Below are 19,576 nucleotides of genomic sequence, written 5' to 3' on the forward strand. Positions count from 1 at the left end.
CGGTCGCCACGGGTCACTTCACCCCCAGATCGTTGTCGATGAACGCGAGGAGCTCGTCGGCGCCCAGCGTGCCGGCGGCCGGGGTCTCCCCCGGGTCGCCGGGTCCGGTCCACTTGACGAGCAGGGCTTGCAGCCGCACGGTGATCGCGGCGCGGGCGTCGTCGTCGGCGGCGACGGCCGACAGCAGGCTTTCCAGCTTCTCGATCTCGGCCAGCGCCGGGCGGGCGGCGGCGCCGTCCCCGAGCGCGGCGGCGACGAGGAATTCGGCGACCCGGGTGATCGTCGGGTGGTCGAAGACCAGTGTCGCCGGCAGCCGCAGGCCGGTGCGGGCTTCCAGGCGGTTGCGCAGCTCGACCGAGGTCAGCGAGTCGAAGCCGAGGTCGGTGAAGCTGACGGCGGGCCCGACCGCGCCGTCGTGCCCGAGCACGGCCTCGACCTGCTTGCCGACCAGCGCGATCGTGACGGGCAGCCGCTCGTCGGACGGCAGCGGCGCCAGCCGGGCGGCCAGGTCGCCCCCGGGTTCGACGGCCGCGGCCCGCTTCGGCGCCGCGGTGACCAGGCCGCGCAGGGCGGGCAGGAGCGGGTCCTGGCCGCGCAGCACGGCGAGGTCGAGCCGCAGGGCCGCGACCGCGGGCGAGCCGGCGCCCAGCGCGGCGTCGAACAGCGCGATACCGTCCTCTGTGGACAGCGGGGGCAGGCCGGAACGGTGCATCCGGGCCAGTTCGGCGTCGGTGAGCGTGCCGGTCATGCCGCTGCCGGCGTTCCAGGCGCCCCAGGCGATCGAGACCCCGGCCTTGCCCTCGGCGGCTCGCTGGTGGGCGAGTGCGTCGAGGAAGGCGTTGGCGGCGGCGTAGTTGGCCTGGCCGGCCGCGCCGAGGGTGCCCGCGATCGAGGAGAAGAAGACCAGCCGGGTGCCGGGTGCGGTGAGTTCGTGCAGGTGCCAGGCGGCGTCGACCTTGGGCGCGAAGACGGTGTCGAGGCGTTCCGGGGTCAGGGCCCCGAGGACGCCGTCGTCGAGCACACCGGCCGCGTGCACGACGGCGGTCAGCTCGACCGGCTCCAGCACCTTGGCGAGTGCGTCGCGGTCGCTGACGTCGCAGGCGACGACCTGGGCTTCGGCGCCCAGCTCGGCCAGCTCGGCGACGAGGTCACCGACACCGGGTGTGTCCTCGCCGCGGCGCCCGAGCAGCAGCAGGTGCCGCACCCCGCGCCCGGCCAGGTGCCGGGCGAAGGTGGCACCCAGCCCCCCGGTGCCACCGGTGATGAGCACCGAATCCCCCCAGTCCGCACTTTCACGTGAAAGTGCGGGCCCCTGGTGGGCACTTTCACGTGAAAGTGCGGGGGTCAGGCGGGCGGTGTGGAGGTGGCCGGCGCGCAGGGCGACCTGGGGTTCGCCGGCTGCGAGGGCGCCCGCGACGGCCGTCTCCGGGACTTCGTCTTCGTCGGAGTCGACGAGGACGATCCGGCCCGGGTTCTCCAGCTGGGCCGCGCGGAGCAGGCCCCAGACGGCGGCGTGGGCGAGGTCGACGTGGTCGGCGGGCTCGACGGCGACGCCGTGGCGGGTGACCACGACGAGGGTGGGCTCCTCGGCGAGCCCGCGCTGGACGTCCGCCAGCACCCGGGCGGTCACCTCGCGGACGGCGGCCGGGACCGGTCCCGGCGCGGACGGCACCCGGAGGAGGGTGACCGGTGGTGCGTCCGGGATCGCGGAGGCTTCGGGCAGCGCCGGCCACGTGAGCCGGTAGCCGGTCGGGGCCGGGGCGGCCACGGTGGGCACCGCCCGCAGCGCGAGCGAGCGGACCGAGACGACCGGGGTGCCGTCCGGTGTGGTCGCGGTGACCTCGACCGCGCCGTCGACCGGGGTGAGCCGGACCCGCAGGCTCGTCGCCCCGGCGGCCAGGAACGAGGTGCCCGACCAGCTGAACGGCAGCCCGCCGCCGATTTCCAGCAGCGACGCCGCGTGCAGCGCCGCATCGAGCAGCGCGGGATGCACGACGAACTGCGCGGCGGCTTCGTGGTCGTCCTCGGCCAGTGCGACCTCGGCGTAGACGTCGTCGCCGTGCCGCCAGGCCCGGGTCAGGCCCTGGAACATCGGGCCGTACCCGAGGCCGCGGTCGGCCATCGAGTCGTAGAAGCCGTCCAGTGCAACGGCTTCCGCCCCGGCGGGCGGCCACTCAGACCAGGTGCCTGCCGGTTCGTCCACGGCGGGCACGAGCGTGCCGCTCGCGTTGCGGGTCCAGGCCGCGCCGGGTTCGCCGTCGTCGCGCGAGTAGACGCGCAGGGTCCGGGCACCGTTGTCGTCGGCGCCGCTGACGGCGACCTGGACGACGACCCGGCCGCCGTCCGGGACGACCAGCGGGGCTTCGAGGGTGAGTTCGTCGACGCGCGGGCAGCCGGCCTGGTCGCCGGCGCGCACGGCCAGCTCCAGCAGCGCGGTGCCGGGGACCACCACGGCGCCACCGACGGTGTGCCCGGCCAGCCACGGCTGCGCGGCGAGCGAAAGGCGTCCGGTGAAGAGCAGGCCACCGGAGTCCGGCAGCTCGACCGCGGCGCCGACCAGCGGGTGCCCGGCCGCCCAGAGCCCGGCCGCGGAGACGTCGCCGGCCTGGGAAAGGCCGCCGCCCGGCCAGATCCACTGGTGCTGGAAGGCGTAGGTGGGCAGCGGCACGACCCGGGCACCCGGCCCGGCCACCGCGGGCCAGTCGAGGGCGACCCCGGCCACGTGCAGCCGGCCGAGGGCTTCGACGACGGCGTCGGCTTCGGCCCGGTCGCGGCGCAGGAACGGGACGGCGACCCGGCCGGCGTCGAGGGATTCCGCCGCCATCGCGGACACCGTGGCGTCCGGGCCGATCTCGGCGAACGCGGTGACGCCCAGCTCGGCCAGCCGCCGCACGGCCGGGCCGAACAGCACGGGCCGCCAGACCTGCTCGGCCCAGTGCTCGGCCGAAGCCAGGGTTTCGGCGGTGACCAGCTCGCCGGTGACGGTCGAGACGATCGGCAGCGACGGCGCCGAGAAGGTGATCCCGGCGACGACCTTGCGGAAGTCGTCGAGCATCGGCGTCATCAGCGGCGAGTGGAAGGCGTGGCTGACGCGCAGCCGCCGGGTCTTGCGGCCGTCGGCGGCGAAGTGCGCGGCGATCTCCTCGACGCGGCCGGCGGCGCCGGACACGACGACCGAGGCCGGGCCGTTGACCGCGGCCAGCGCGACCTCGTCCTCGCGGCCCGCCAGCAGCGGCCGGACCTCGGCTTCGGTGGCCTGCACGGCGATCATCGCGCCGCCCTCGGGCAGCTGCTGCATGAGCCGGCCGCGCGCCGCGACCAGCGTGCAGGCGTCGTCCAGGGTGAGCACCCCGGCGACGTGCGCGGCGGCGATCTCACCGATCGAGTGCCCGGCCAGGTACTCCGGCGTGAGCCCCCACGACCGGACCAGGTGGTACAGCGCGACTTCGAACGCGAACAGCGCGGGCTGCGCGTACTGCGTCTCGTCGAGCGCGCCCGCCTCCTCGGCGAAGAGCAGTTCGCGCAGCGGGCGGTCCAGTTCCCGGTCGAGCCGCGCGAGCACGGTGTCGAGCGCGTCGGCGAAGACCGGGAAGCGTTCGGCGAGGTCACGGCCCATGCCGGCGCGCTGGCTGCCCTGCCCGGCGAAGAGGAACGCGGGCACCTGCTCCCCCGCCGTGCCGGTGACCAGCCCGGCGACGCTGCCACCGCGGGCCAGCACCTCCAGGCGGGTCTCGAGGTCGGTCCGGGTCCCGCCGGTGACGACCGCGCGTTCGGTGAACTGCGTCCGGGTGGTGGCCAGCGCGAACCCGATGTCGGCCGCGCTCGCGTCGCGGTGCCCGGCGAGGTGCGCGAGCAGCCGGGAAGCCTGCTCCCGCAACGCTTCCGGCGTGCGGCCGGACAGCGGCCAGGCCACCACCGACGGCGCCGGCTCCGCCCGCGGCGGCTCCGGGACGACCGGCGGCGCTTCGAGCACGGTGTGGGCGTTGGTGCCGCTGATGCCGAACGACGACACCGCGGCGCGGCGCGGGCGGCCGTGGTCGGGCCAGGCCCGCGGCTCGGTGAGCAGCTCGATCGCGCCGCCCGACCAGTCGACGTGCGTGGACGGCTCGGTGACGTGCAGCGTGCGCGGCACGGTGCCGGTCCGCATGGCCTGCACCATCTTGATGATCCCGGCGACGCCGGAGGCGGCCTGGGTGTGGCCGAGGTTCGACTTGATCGACCCGAGCAGCAGCGGGGTTTCCCGGTCGCGGCCGTAGGTGGCCAGCAGCGCCTGGGCTTCGATCGGGTCGCCGAGGGTGGTGCCGGTGCCGTGCGCCTCGACGACGTCGATGTCCTCGGTGGACAGTCCGGACGCGGCGAGCGCCTGGCGGATCACGCGTTGCTGGGCCGGCCCGTTCGGTGCCGTGAGGCCGTTGGACGCGCCGTCGGAGTTCACCGCGCTGCCGCGGACCACGGCGAGGATCTCGTGGCCGTTGCGCTTCGCGTCGGACATCCTTTCCAGCACGAGGATCCCGGCGCCTTCGGACCAGCCGACGCCGTCGGCGGTGTCCGAAAAGGACTTGCAACGGCCGTCGGCGGACAGGCCGCGCTGGCGGCTGAAGCCGATGAACGTGCTGGGCGTGGACATCACCGTGACGCCGCCGGCGAGGGCGAGCGAGCACTCCCCGTTCTGCAGGGCACGGGCCGCGAGGTGCAGGGCGACGAGCGAGGACGAGCACGCCGTGTCGACGGTCAGCGTCGGGCCTTCCAGCCCGAACGCGTAGGCGACGCGGCCGGAGGCGACGCTCGGGGCGCTGCCGTTGCCCTGGTAGCCCTCGGTGTCCGGGCTGCCCTGCAGCAGCAGGCCGTAGTCGGAGTACATGACGCCGACGAACACGCCGGTGCGGGAGCCGCGCAGCGAGCGCGGGTCGACGCCGGTCCGCTCGACGGCTTCCCAGGAGACCTCCAGCAGCAGCCGCTGCTGGGAGTCGGTCGCGAGGGCCTCGCGCGGGCTCATCCCGAAGAACGCCGGGTCGAACTCGCCCGCCTCGTGCAGGAAACCGCCGCTGCGCGTGTACGACGTGCCCGGGTGGTCGGGGTCCGGGTGGTAGAGGCCGTCGACGTCCCAGCCGCGGTTGGCCGGGAAGTCGGTGACCGCGTCCACACCCTGCTCGACGAGGGTCCAGAGGTCTTCCGGCGAGCCGACGCCACCGGGGTAGCGGCAGCCCATGCCGACGATGACGATCGGGTCGCCGTCCACCGCGGCCGCCGGGGTGACCGGCTCGGGGACGTCGACCTCGCCGAGCAGGAACGCGGCCAGCTCGGCCGGGGTCGGGTAGTCGAACGTGAGGGTGGCGGGCAGCCGCAGCCCGGTCGCCGCGTCGAGCCGGTTGCGCAGCTCGACCGCGGTGAGCGAGTCGAAGCCCAGCTCGCGGAACGGCCGGTCGGCGGCGACCCCCGCGGTGCCGGTGTGCCCGAGCACCGCGGCGACCTGCGCGCGGACGAGGTCGAGCACGGCACGGGACCGCTCGGCCCCGGTGAGGCCGAGGAGCGGGCCGTCCAGGCGCGGCAGGTGGGCCGCCGCCTGCCGGACGGGGGTGCGGACCAGGCCGCGCAGCAGGTGTGTGACCTCGGGCTGCGTGCTGAGCGCGGCGAAGTCGAGGCGGACCGGCAGGACGGTGTCGAGGCCGGCCGCGCAGGCCGCGTCGAACAGTGCGAGGGCGTGCTCCGGTTCGAGTGCGGGCATGCCGGTGGCGGCCATCCGCCGCAGGTCGGCGTCGGTGAGGGTGGCGGTCATGCCGCCGGCCCGCGACCACGCGCCCCACCCGAGCGAAAGCGCCTGCTGCCCGCGGGCCCGGCGGCGCCGGACGAGCGCGTCGGCGGCCGCGTTGGCCGCGGAGTAGTTGGCCTGCCCGGCCGCGCCGAAGGTGCCCGCGACCGAGGAGTAGACGACGAACGCGCTCAGGTCGAGGTGGCGGGTCAGCTCGTCGAGGTGCCAGGCGGCGTCGAACTTGGGCGCCAGCACGGTGTCGAGCCGCTCGGGGGTGAGCGAGCCGAGGACGCCGTCGTCGAGGACACCGGCGGTGTGCACGACGGCGGACAGGTCGGCGCCGTCCAGCACGCGGGCCAGTTCGGCGCGGTCGGCGACGTCGGCCGCCACGACGCCGACCTCGGCACCGGCCGCGGTCAGGTCGGCGACCAGCTCGTCCGCGCCGGGGGCGTCGGGACCGCGGCGGCTGACCAGCAGGAGCCGCCGGGCGCCGTGGGTGGTCACGAGGTGGCGGGCGAGCGTGGCGCCGAGCCCGCCGGTACCGCCGGTGATCAGCACGGTGCCCTCGTCCCACCTCGGCGGGACGACGTCTTCGGTGTAGGGCACGCGGGCGATCCGGGCGACGCTGATCTCGCCGCCGCGCACGATCGTCTGCGGTTCGCCGGACGCCACGACGGCGGGCAGCGCGGCGAGGGACTCGGGGTGATCGTCCACATCGGACAGGAAGAACCGGCCCGGGTGTTCGCGCTGCGCCGAGCGCACGAGTCCCCAGACGGCCGCGGCGGCGGGATCGTCCATTCCGGACGTGACGAACACCAGCCGTGAGTCCTCCGCGGACTGCAGCACGGCGAGCGCGTCGGTGGTCGCGGCGCGCACCCCGCCGAGATCGGGGTTGCCCGTCGTGACGTGGTGGACGACGAACTCGGCTTCCCCGGCCGGCCGCGGGACCGGGACCCAGTCCAGGTGGTAGAGCGAGTCGACGGGCTGGGTCCGGGCCGGGGCCGCGGGGCGCAGCACGAGCGAACCGACCGACGCGACCGGGTCGCCGGCCGCGTCGCGCAGCTCGATGGCGACGGAGTCCTCGCTGAGGCGGGTCAGCTTGGCCCGCACGACCGCCGCGCCACCCGCGTGCAGCGTGACGCCGCTCCAGGCGAACGGGAGCCGTCCCCCGTCCACCTCGGTCAGCCCGGCGTGTTCGGCGGCGTGCAGGACCGCGTCCAGCAGCGCCGGGTGCAGCCCGAACGCGGCCGCGTCCCGCTCGGCCTCTTCCGGCAGTACGACGTCGGCGTACACCGCCTCGGGGGTGCGCCAGACAGCCTTGAGCCCGCGGAACAGCGGCCCGTAACCGAACCCGCCCGAGGCGAGCCGCTCGTAGAACCCCTCCAGGGCAACGGCTTCGGCTTCCGGCGGCGGCCAGGCGGCCGAGTCGTCCGGAGTGGCCGCGCCGGTGCCGAGACGGCCGCTCGCGTGCCGCGTCCACGGCTGCTCGCCGCCCCCGGCCGGGCTGGAGTACACGGCCAGGGCACGCTCGCCCGCGGGACCGGCCGGGCCGACGACGACCTGCAGCCGGACCGCGCTCCCGGGCGGCAGGACCAGCGGGACTTCGAGGGTCAGCTCGTCGACGCGGTCGCAGCCCGCCCGGTCGGCGGCGCGGATCGCGAGGTCGAGGTAGGCGGTGCCGGGCAGCAGGGCCGCGCCGAGCACGAAGTGGTCGGCCAGCCACGGCTGCGTGCGCAGCGAAAGCTGGGCGGTGAACAGGAACCCACCGGAGTCCGGGAGTTCGACGCCCGCGCCGAGCAGCGGGTGCCGGGCGGCGTCGAGACCCACGGAACCGAGGTCGCCGGGGACCGCGCCGGAGGTGCGCGGCCAGTGGCGTTCGCGCTGGAACGGGTAGGTCGGCAGGTCCGGGCCGGGGCCGCCGGCCGGGCCGAAGAACGCGGGCCAGCCGACCCGCACCCCGGCGACGTGCAGGCGGCCCAGCGCCGTCACGAACGCGGTCTCCTCGGCCTGGTCGCGGCGCAGCAGCGGGACGCAGGCGACGTCGGAACCGAGGACTTCGCTCGCGGCGGCGGACAAGGACCCGTCCGGGCCCAGTTCGACGACGGCGGCGGCACCCTGCTCGCCGAGCACGCGCACGGCGTCGGCGAAGCGGACCGGCTCGCGGACGTGCGCGACCCAGTACTCCGGCGTGTTCAGGCCGGCGAGCTCACCGGTCACGGTGGACACGATGGGCAGCCGGGCTTCGCCGAACTCCAGGCCCGCCAGGACTTCGGCGAAGTCGTCGAGCATCGGGTCCATCAGCGGCGAGTGGAACGCGTGGCTGACCGCGAGGCGCCGGACGTGGTGCCCGGCCGCGGCCAGCGCGTCGGTGGTCCGGGTGACGGCGGCTTCGGGGCCGGCGACCACGACCGCGGCGGGCCCGTTGACCGCGGCGATCGTCACGCCGTCCACGAGGAAGCCGCGGACTTCGGCTTCGGGGGCGCGGACCGCGGCCATCGCGCCGCCGGCCGGGAGCGCGGCCATCAGGCGGCCACGGGCCGCGACGAGCGTGCACGCGTCCTCGAGGGACAGCACTCCGGCGACGTGCGCGGCGGCGATCTCCCCGACCGAGTGCCCGGCGAGCCAGGACGGCTTGACCCCGAAGGACTCCAGCAGCCGGTACTGCGCGACACCCAGTGCGAAGGTCGCCGGTTGCGTCCGGTCGGTGCGGTCCAGCAGCGTGCCGGACTCGGCGAAGACGACGTCCCGCAGCTCCTCGCCGAGGTGCGCGCACACGGCGTCGAAAGCTTCGGCGAAGACGGGGAAGCGCCGGTACAGCCCGGCGCCCATGCCCGGCCGTTGCGCGCCCTGCCCGGCGAAGACGAACGCGCTCTTGGCGCGGGTCCGCGCCGGGGTCGCGACGGGTGTTTCGGCGAGCGCGGCGAGTTGTTCGAGGGGGTCGCCGACGAGGGCCGCGCGGTACGGGAACGCCGTGCGCGTGGTGGCGAGCGCCCGGGCGACGCCGGCGGGCGCGCGGTCGGACAGCAGCGCGTGCAGCTGAGCGGCCTGCGCCGACAGCGCCTGCGGGGTGCGCGCGGACAGCAGCAGCGGCACGACCGGCGGCTCGTCGGCGACGACGTCGTCGAAAACCGGGGCCTGCTCGAGGATCGCGTGCGCGTTGGTGCCGGACAGGCCGAACGACGAGACACCGGCTCGGCGCGGCCGCCCGGACTCCGGCCAGGCGCGGTGCTCGGTGACGACGCGGACGTCGCCCGTGGTCCAGTCGACGCGGCTCGACGGCTCGTCGACGTGCAGGGTCTTCGGCAGCTCGCCGTGGCGCAGGGCGAGGACCATCTTGATGATCCCGGCGACGCCGGCGGCGGCCTGGGTGTGCCCGAGGTTGGACTTGACGGCGCCGAGCCACAGCGGCTCTTCGCGGTCGCGGCCGTAGGTGGCCAGCAGGGCCTGGGCTTCGATCGGGTCGCCGAGCACGGTGCCGGTGCCGTGCGCCTCCACGGCGTCGACGTCCGTTGTGGACAGTCCGGCGTCCGCGAGTGCCTGGCGGATCACGCGTTGCTGGGCGGGGCCGTTGGGAGCGGTGAGGCCGTTGGACGCGCCGTCGGAGTTGACGGCGGTGCCGCGGACCACGGCGAGCACCGGGTGACCCTGCTCGCGGGCGGTCGAAAGCCGTTCGACGACGAGGACGCCGGCGCCTTCGGACCAGCCGGTGCCGTCGGCACCGTCGGCGAAGGGCTTGCAGCGGCCGTCGGCGGCGAGGCCGCCCTGGCGGGCGAACTCGGCGAAGGAGCTGGGCGTGGTCATGATCGTGACGCCGCCGGCGAGCGCGGTCGTGCACTCGCCGCGGCGCAGGGCCTGCGCGGCCCAGTGCAGTGCGACCATCGACGACGAGCACGCGGTGTCGACGGTGACCGACGGGCCTTCGAGCCCGAGCGTGTAGGACAACCGTCCGGAAAGGACACTGGCGGTGGTGCCGGTGGCCAGGTGGCCCTGGACGTCCTCGCCGGAGGTGGCGAGGAGGTTCACGTAGTCCTGGCCGTTGGTGCCGACGAAGACGCCGGTGTCGCCGCCGTGCAGCGTCGCCGGGTCGATCCCCGCGCGTTCGAGGGCTTCCCAGGACACTTCGAGCAGCAGGCGCTGCTGCGGGTCCATGGCCATCGCCTCGCGGGGCGAGATGCCGAAGAAGTCGGCGTCGAAGTCGGTGACGCCGTCGAGGAAACCGCCGGTGAGCGCGTATTCGTAGCCCGAGGCGAGGGTCGCGAGGTCCCAGCCGCGGTCTTCGGGGAAGCCGGTGATGCCGTCCTCGCCGCCCGCGAGCAGGCGCCAGAAGTCTTCGGGGCCGCGGACGCCGCCGGGGAACCGGCAGCCGATGCCGACGATGACGATCGGGTCGTCGTCGGCGGCCGCGCGGGCCGGCGCGGTGGTCTCGGCCAGGGTGCCGGCGAGTTCGCCGAGCAGGTGGCGGGTGAGGATCTCCGGCGTCGGGTGGTCGAACACCAGCGACGGCGGCAGGTCGAGCCCGGTCGCCAGCGCGACGACGTTGCGCAGTTCGACGGCGGTGAGCGAGTCGAAGCCGAGGTCGCGGAACGCGCGGTCGGGAGCGACTCCCCCGGTGCCGCTGTGGCCGAGGACGAGGGCGACCTGCTCCAGCAGCAGCCCGAGCAGGAAGTCGAACCGGTCGTCCTCGGGGACGGCGGCGAGCCGGGCGCGCAGTTCCTCGTCGCCGCGCGGGGCCTCGGTGCGCGCGGCGGCGGGGATGCCGCTGAGCAGCGGGCTCGGGCGCAGGACGTGCGGGTAGCGGGTCCAGTCGATGTCGGCGACGACGACGGTCGTGTCGGCCAGTGCCCGCTCCAGCGCGGCACTCGCCCGCTCGGGGTCGAGGGGGTTCAGGCCGCCGCGGCGAGCCCGGTCGGCGACGGTGGCGTCGGCGGCGAGCATGCCGCCGCCCGCCCACGGGCCCCAGGCGATGGACGTCGCGGGCAGGCCGAGCCCGCGGCGGTGCTCGGCGAGGGCGTCGAGGGTGGCGTTCGCCGCCGCGTAGGCGGCTTGACCGGCGGAGCCGAAGGTGCCCGCGACGGAGGAGAAGAGGACGAAGTTCCGCAGGTCGGCGGTCAGTTCGTGCAGGTTCCACGCGGCTTCGGCCTTGGCGCGGTAGCCGGCTTCGAAGCGGTCGGGGGTCAGGCTGTCGAGGACGCCGTCGTCGAGGACGCCGGCGGTGTGCACGACCTCGGTGAGGTCGGGGATCCCGGCCAGCACGGCGGCGAGGGCGTCCCGGTCGGCGACGTCGCACGCGGTGATCGTGACGTCGGCACCGAGGGCGATGAGTTCTTCGCGGAGTTCGGGCGCGCCGGGGGCGTCGGGACCGCGGCGGCTGACGAGCACCAGGCTGCGCCCGGTCTTCGCGAGCCGGCGGGCGATTTCGGCACCGAGGGCGCCGGTGCCGCCGGTGATGAGGGTGGTTCCGTCGCCGGGTTCGGGGGCGCGGGTCCGCGTCGGGGACGCGGCGATGATCCGGCGGCCGAACAGCCCCGCCGCGCGGATCGCCAGCTGGTCTTCTCCGTCGGCGCCGGTGAGCGCGGCGGCGAGCCGTCGCGGCACTTCGGCGTCCAGGTCGGCGGGCAGGTCGACGAGACCGCCCCAGCGCTGCGGCTGTTCCAGCGCGGCGGCGCGGCCGAGGCCCCACACGGCGGCCTGCGCGGGCCGCGCTACCGGGTCGCCCGGGGCGACCGCCACGGCTTCCCGGGTCACGCACCACAGCGGCGTGTCGCCGAGGGTCTGCAGCAGGGTGGCCGTGGCGGTGAGCCCGGCCGGGACGCCCGGGAAGCCGGTTTCGTCCAGGGCCAGCAGGGAAAGCACGTGGTCGAACTCGCGTTCGCGCAGGCGGTCGGCGATGGTGTCGTCGAAGACCACGGGCTCACGGTCGAAGTACCCGGCGACCGTGGTGACCCACGGGTCGCCGGCGAGAGCGGCCGGGACGACCACGAGCCAGGAGCCGGTGCCGGGGCGGGCCGCGGTGACCGGGACCCAGGTCGCCTTGTAGCGCCATCTGTCCACAACGGACTCTTCGTGGCGCGAACGGCGGTACGACGACAGCGCGGGCAAGAGCGCCCCGAGGGTTGCGTCGTCGACGTCGAGGCGGGCGGCCAGGCCGGCGGCGTCCCCCCGGTCGACGGCGGCCCAGAACTCCGCGTCGGCCGTGTTCACGGCGGGGGCCGCGGCGGAGGGCCAGAACCACTCGTGCTGGAAGGCGTACGTGGGCAAGGCGACCCGGCGGGCGCCGGTCCCGGCGAAGAACGCGGACCAGTCGATCCGGACGCCGGACACGTGCAGCTGCCCGAGGGCGCCGACCAGGGTCTCGACGTCGTCGCGGCCGCGGCGGGCCAGCGGGATGCCGTCGGTCATCGCGGACAGGACCGCGTCCGGGCCGATCTCGACGACCAGGCCGGCTTCCCGCAGCTGCTCGGCGGTGCCGGCGAACCGGACCGGTTCCCGGACGTGGGCGACCCAGCGGTCCGGGTCGGTGACGTCGCCCTCGGCGATCATCGGCACGGCGGGCGCTTCGAAGGCGAGCCCGGCGATGGCGTCCCGGAACGCGGGCAGCATCGGGTCCATCAGCGGCGAGTGGAACGCGTGCGACACCGTGAGCCGCTTGGTGTCGGCGAAGTGGCCCGCCGCGGCGAGCACCGCGGACTCCACCCCGGACAGCACGACCGACGCCGGGCCGTTGACCGCGGCGAGCGCCACTTCGTCGCTCAGGTAGGGCGCGACCTCGGCTTCGGTGGCGCGGACGGCGACCATCGCGCCGCCCGGCTCGAGGTCCTGCATCAGCGACGCGCGGGCCGTGACCAGCGCGCACGCGTCGTCCAGGGACAGCACCCCGGCGACGTGCGCGGCGGCGATCTCGCCGACCGAGTGGCCGCCGACGAAGTCCGGCCGGACGCCCCACGCGGACAGCAGCCGCACGAGCGCGACCTCGACCGCGAACAACGCCGGCTGCGCGAACCCGGTGCGGGACAACGCTTCGGCGTCGTCACCCCACAGGACCTCGCGCACCTGCGGGTCGAGGCGGTCGAGCACGGCGTCGAGCGCGGTGGCGAACGCCGGGAAGCTGTCGTAGAGGCCGCGGGTCATCCCGGGCCGCTGCGCACCCTGGCCGGTGAAGACGAACGCGACCTTCGGTACGCCCTTCGCCTCGCCGGTGGTGACCAGCGGCGACGGACGGCCCTCGGCGAGCGCGGCCAGCCCTTCGGTGGTGCGGACGACGGCGCGGTGGTCGAACGTCGAGCGCGTCGTGGCCAGGGAATATCCGAGGTCGAGCAGGTCCGCGGTGGTGTCCCGGAGCCGGGCGGCCTGGTCGCGCAGGGCCTCCGGCGTGCGGCCGCTGAGCACCAGCGGGACGCACGGCAGCTCGCGCTCGGCCTCGTCCCGGGCCGGGATGACGACGGGCGGTTCCTCGATGATCGCGTGGGCGTTGGTGCCGCTGATGCCGAACGACGACACACCCGCGCGGCGCGGGCGGCCGGCGTCGGCGGGCCACGGCCGCGCGTCGGTGAGCAGCTCGACGTTCCCGGCGGCCCACTCGACGTGCGTCGACGGCTCGGTGACGTGCAGCGTGCGCGGCAGCGTGCCGTTGCGCATCGCCTGGACGACCTTGATGATCCCGGCGACCCCGGCCGCGGCCTGCGCGTGCCCGATGTTCGACTTGATCGACCCGAGCAGCAACGGCGTCGTGCGGTCCTGGCCGTAGGTGGCGAGCAGCGCCTGGGCTTCGATCGGGTCCCCGAGGGTGGTCCCGGTGCCGTGCGCCTCGACGACGTCGACGTCCGAAGTGGACAGCCCGGACGCGGCGAGGGCCTGGCGGATCACGCGTTGCTGCGACGGACCGTTCGGGGCGGTGAGGCCGTTCGACGCGCCGTCGGAGTTGACGGCGGACCCGCGCAGCACGGCGAGGATCTCGTGGCCGTTACGACGGGCGTCCGACATCCTTTCCAGGACCAGGATCCCGGCGCCTTCGGACCAGCCGACGCCGTCGGCGGTGTCCGAAAAGGACTTGCAGCGGCCGTCGGCGGCGATCCCGCGCTGGCGGCTGGAGGCGACGAACGAGCCGGGCGTCGACATGACCGTGACACCGCCGGCCAGCGCCAGCGAGCACTCCCCCTGCCGCAGCGCCTGCGCCGCCCAGTGCAACGCGACCAGCGAAGACGAGCACGCCGTGTCGACGGTGACGGTCGGGCCTTCGAGGCCCATCGTGTAGGCGATCCGTCCGGAAGCGACACTCGGCGCGCTGCCGTTGCCCTGGTAGGCCTCGGCTTCCGGGCTGCCCTGCAGCAGCATCCCGTAGTCGGAGTACATCACGCCGACGAACACGCCGGTCCGGGAACCGCGCAGCGACACCGGGTCGACGCCCGCGCGCTCCACCGCTTCCCACGACACTTCGAGCAGCAGCCGCTGCTGGGAGTCGGTGGCCAGGGCTTCGCGCGGGCTCATCCCGAAGAACGCCGGGTCGAACTCGCCCGCCTCGTGCAGGAACCCGCCGTGGCGCGTGTACGACGTGCCGGGGTGGTCGGGGTCCGGGTGGTACAGGTTCTCGACGTCCCAGCCGCGGTTGACCGGGAAGCCGGACACCGCGTCGACGCCGGAATCGACCAGGTTCCACAGGTCTTCGGGCGAGCCGACGCCGCCCGGGTAGCGGCAGCCCATGCCGACGATGACGATCGGGTCGTCGGACACCGGGCGCGCGGTCACCGGGGTCTCGTCGGCGGCCGCGCCGGACAGCTCGCGGCCGAGGTGCGCGGCGAGCGCTTCCGGGGTCGGGTAGTCGAAGACGAGCGTGGCGGGCAGGCGCAGGCCGGTCGTCGCGTCGAGCCGGTTGCGCAGTTCGACGGCGGTCAGCGAGTCGAAGCCGAGGTCCTTGAACGCGCTCCGGCCGTCGACGGTGTCGGTGGCCGCGTAGCCGAGCACGAGCCCGGCCTCGGTGCGCACCAGGTCCTCGAGCGCCCGGGCGCGGTCGGCCTCGGTGAGCCCGCCGAGCCGGTCGGCCAGCGCGGACGCGGGGCGGCTCGTGCCCGGCGCGGCACCCCCGGGCACGAGCGAGCGCAGCAGCGCGGGCACGCCCGGGCGGCCGCGCAGCGCGCCGGCGTCCAGGCGCATCGGCAGGACAGCCGGTTCGGCCTCGGCCAGCGCGGCGTCGAACAGCGCCAGGCCTTCGGCCGGGTCGAGCGGGGGCAATCCGGCCGCGGCGAGCCGGCGGTGGTCGGCGTCGGACAGCCGGGCCGCCATCCCGGCGTCACCGGCCCAGGCACCCCAGGCCAGGGACTGGCCGGGCAGGCCCTCGGCCCGCCGGCGCTGGGCGAGCGCGTCGAGGAAGGCGTTGGCGGCGGCGTAGTTGGCCTGCCCGGGGCTGCCGAGCACGCCGGCGGCCGAGGAGAACAGGACGAACGCACCGAGGTCGCCGGTCAGCTCGTGCAGGTTCCAGGCCGCGTCGGCCTTCGCGCGGAACACGGTCGCGATGCGGTCGGGGGTCAGAGTTTCGACGACGCCGTCGTCGAGGACACCGGCGGCGTGCACGACGGCACCGACCGGGTGCTCGGCCAGCAGCGCGGCGAGGGCGTCGCGGTCGGCGGCGTCGCACGCGGCGATGGTGACGTCGGCGCCGAGCGCGGCCAGCTCCTCGCGGAGTTCGGGCGCGCCGGGGGCGCCGGGACCGCGGCGGCCGGCCAGCAGCAGCTTCCGGACGCCGTGCGTGGTGACCAGGTGCTTCGCGACCAGGCCGCCGAGCCCGCCGGTGCCGCCGGTGACCAGGACGGTCGCGCCGTCGGGGAAGTGCGCGGCCGGGCCGTCGCCGACCGGGAGGCGCGCCAGCCGCGGCAGGACGATCCCGCCGTCGCGCACGGCGGCCTGGGCTTCCCCGGCGTCGAGGACGCGCTGCAGTGGCGCGGTGAGGCTCTCGGGCTCGTCGACGTCGACGAGCACGAACCGATCGGGGTGCTCGGCCTGCGCGGAGCGGACGAGACCCCAGACCGCGGCGGCGGCCGGGTCGACGAGGTCGCCCTCGGCGGCCGGGACGGCGTGCGAGGTGACGAAGACCAGGCGCGACCGGGCGAACTCCGGCTCGGCGACCCAGGTCTGCAGCAGTTCGAGCGCCCACGAGGTGGCCGTGTGCGCGGCTGCCGCGTCGCCCGCGCCCGGCGGCACCGGGGCGAGGACGACGGAGGGGACCCCGCCGATCCGGACGGTCGCGAGGTCGGGGAAGACCGCCGGGGTGGCGAACCCGAGCCCGGTGCCGAGGACGACCCAGTCCGCGTCGTCGGCGGGCTGCGTGACGGAAACCGCGGGTGCGGGTGTCCACACGGGACGGAACAGCGACTCGTGCCTGCTCGCGCGCAGGTCCCCGGCGGCGACCGGGCGGAACGTCAGCGCGTCGGCGGCCAGCACCGGCGTGCCCGCGGGGTCGGTGACGGCGAGGGCGACGGCGTTGTCCCCCACCGGGCTGAGCCGGGCGCGCAGGGTCGTCGCGTGCGTGGGCTGGACGCCGACGCCGGCCCACGAGAACGGCAGGCCCTCGCGGCCCTCGACGTGCGCCGAGGCGTGCAGGACGGCGTCGAGCAGCGCCGGGTGCAGGCCGAACGACGCGGCTTCGGTCTCGTGCTCGGGCGGCAGCGCGACTTCGGCCAGCACCTCGTCGCCGAGCCGCCAGGCCGCGCGCAGCCCCTGGAACGCCGGGCCGTAGCCGAGTCCTTGCCCGGCCAGGCCCTCGTAGAAACCGTCCAGGTCCAGGGGTTCGGCGCCGGCGGGCGGCCACTCCCCCGGCAGGACGGCGGCGGGTGCGCCGCCGACGGCGAGGCGGCCGAAGGCGTGCCGCACCCAGGTGTCGTCCTGCTGGGAGTAGACGCTGACCGAGCGGCTGCCGTCTTCGGCGGCCGGACCGGCGACGACCTGCACGCGCACGCCACCGGAGGCGGGCAGCACGAGCGGTGCGGCGAACGTCAGTTCGTCGACGCGGGCGCAGCCGACCTGCGCCCCCGCGCGGCCGGCCAGTTCGAGGAACGCCGTGCCGGGCAGGAGTTTGGTGCCGAGGATCTCGTGCTGGCCGAGCCAGGCCTGCCGGCGCACGGACAGCTCGCCGGCGAACAGGAAGCCGCCGGATTCGGGCAGTTCGACGGCCGCGCCGAGCAGCGGGTGCCCGGCCGGGTCGAGGCCGACCTGGCCGAGGTCGCCGCCGGTGCCGCCTTCGAGCCAGTAGGTGCGGCGCTGGAAGGCGTAGGTGGGCAGGTCGACGACGCGGGCGCCGGTGCCCTCGTGCCAGGCCGTCCAGTCGAAGCCGCCGCCGCGGACCTGCCAGCGGGCGAGCGCCGAGAGCAGGGTCGTGGTCTCGTCGCGGCCGCGGCGGGCGGTGGGGATGCAGTCGCTGTCCGGGCCGGTCAGCTCGGCGGTCATCGCCGAGAGCGTGGCGTCCGGGCCGACTTCGAGGAACGTGGTGACCCCGCGGGAAACCAGGTCGGCGACGGTGTCGGCGTACCGGACGGCGTCGCGCACGTGCCGCACCCAGTAGTCCACAGTGGACACGTCACCGGCCGCGACGACCGGGATCGAGGGCTCGGCGAAGGTCAGGGTGTCCAGCACCGCGCGGAAGTCGTCGAGCATCGGGTCCATCAGCGGCGAGTGGAACGCGTGGCTCACGGTGAGCCGCTTGGTCTTCTCGAACCGCGCGGCGATGGCGAGCACCGCGTCTTCGGCGCCGGACACGACGACGGCGGCCGGGCCGTTGACGGCGGCGATCGAGACGTCTTCGGTGAGCAGCGGGAGGAGCTCGGCCTCGGTCGCCTGGATCGCGACCATCGCGCCCCCGGCGGGCAGCGCCTGCATCAGGCGGCCGCGGGCCTCGACGAGCTTGACCGCGTCCGCCAGCGACAGCACCCCGGCCACGTGGGCCGCGGCGATCTCGCCGACGGAGTGCCCGGCGACGAAGTCCGGGCGCACGCCCAGGGATTCGAGGAGGCGGAAGAGCGCGACTTCGAAGGCGAACAACGCGGGCTGCGCGACGCCGGTTTCGTCCACAGTGGCGTCTTCGGGCAGGTCGAGCAGCGCGAGGATCTCGTCCCGGGCCCGCACGAAAGCCGGGAAGGCCAGTGTCCGCCCCATGTCGGCGCGCTGGGAACCCTGGCCGGTGAACAGGAACGCCGACGCGCCGGGGTGCCCGGCCGAGCCGGTGTGCACGCCGGGTGCGGCGGCCGAGGTGGCGAGCGCGTGCAGGGCGGCCAGCAGCTCGTCGCGGCCGGCGCCGGTGACGACGGCCCGGTGCGGGAAGGCGACGCGCGTGCTCGCGAGGGAGTGCGCGACGTCGAGCGGGGTGTGCTCCGGGCGGGCGTCGAGGTGGGCGAGCAGGCGGGCGGCCTGCTCGCGCAGCGCGTCCGGGGTGCGGCCGGACACCGGCCAGAGGTACCCGGCGGGCTCACGGCGCCCGGCGGCTTCGACCGGTTCGGGGACCGGCTGTTCGAGGATCAGGTGCGCGTTGGTGCCGCTGATGCCGAACGACGAAACGGCGGCGCGGCGCGGTTTCCCGGTGTCCGGCCACGGGCGCGGCTCGGTCAGCAGCGAGACGCGGCCGGCGGTCCAGTCCACGTGGGACGTCGGCGCGTCGACGTGCAGGGTCCGCGGGAGGACGCCGTGGCGCATGGCCTGGATGGTCTTGATGACGCCGCCGACGCCGGCGGCGGACTGCGTGTGCCCGACGTTCGACTTGAACGACCCGAGCCACAGCGGGTCGCCCGCGCGCTCGCGGCCGTAGGTGGCCAGCAGCGCCTGGGCTTCAATGGGGTCGCCCAGCACGGTGCCGGTGCCGTGGGCCTCGACGGTGTCGATGTCGTCGGTGGTCAGCCCGGCGTTCTCGAGGGCCTGGCGGATCACGCGCTGCTGGGACGGCCCGTTGGGCGCGGTGAGGCCGTTGGAGGCGCCGTCGGAGTTGACCGCGGAGCCGCGGATGACGGCGAGCACCTCGTGGCCGTTGCGGCGCGCGTCGGAGAGCCGTTCCAGCAGCAGGAGCCCGGCGCCTTCGGAGAACCCGGCACCGTCGGCGGCCTCGGCGAAGGACTTGCAGCGGCCGTCGGAGGCGAGGCCGCCTTGGCGGTCGAACTCGCCGTAGAGGCCGGGGGTGGCCATCACGGCGACGCCGCCGGCGAGGGCGAAGGAGCACTCGCGGGCCCGCAGCGAGCGGGCGGCCCAGTGCAGCGCGACCAGCGACGACGAGCACGCCGTGTCGACGGTGACGGCGGGCCCTTCCAGGCCGTAGAAGTAGGCGATCCGGCCGGAGATGACCGAGGATTCGGTGCCGGTGACGAGGTAGCCCTCGACGCCGTCGGGCAGCGCGGCGAGCCCGCGGCCGTACCCCATGGACCCGGCCCCGACGAAGACCCCGCCGGTGCCGCCCTCGACCTCGCGCGGGTCGATGCCCGCGCGTTCGAAGGCCTCCCAGGCCAGCTCGAGGACGATCCGCTGCTGCGGGTCCATGGCCAGCGCTTCGCGCGGCGAGATCCCGAAGAAGGCGGGGTCGAAGTCCCCGGCGCGGTGCAGGAACCCGCCCTGGTGCCGCGATTCCGGCCAGCCGCGGCCCTCGGGGAACCCGGTGACCGCGTCCACCCCGTCGGCGACGAGCCGCCAGAGGTCCTCGGGCGACTGCACGCCACCCGGGTACCGGCAGCTCATGGCGACGACCGCGACGGGCTCGGCCGCCGCGGCGAGCAGCGTGGTGTTCTGCCGCCGCAGCTGCTTGTTCTCCTGCACGGCGACGCGCAGTGCTTCGACGACTCGATCCGACCCGGCCGGCATAGACAT

1 protein-coding gene is annotated in these 19,576 nt (G+C 75.6%); it reads right to left on the reverse strand.

What is annotated here, in order from left to right:
* Nucleotides 1-13: 13 nt before the first annotated feature.
* On the reverse strand, nt 14-19,570 hold the full coding sequence (locus MUY14_RS20805; protein ID WP_247024800.1) for a type I polyketide synthase: 19,557 nt from the start codon (nt 19,568-19,570) through the stop codon (nt 14-16).
* Between the last annotated feature and the right edge of the window lie 6 nt (nt 19,571-19,576).

The sequence above is a fragment of the Amycolatopsis sp. FBCC-B4732 genome (assembly GCF_023008405.1).
Taxonomy (GTDB): domain Bacteria; phylum Actinomycetota; class Actinomycetes; order Mycobacteriales; family Pseudonocardiaceae; genus Amycolatopsis; species Amycolatopsis pretoriensis_A.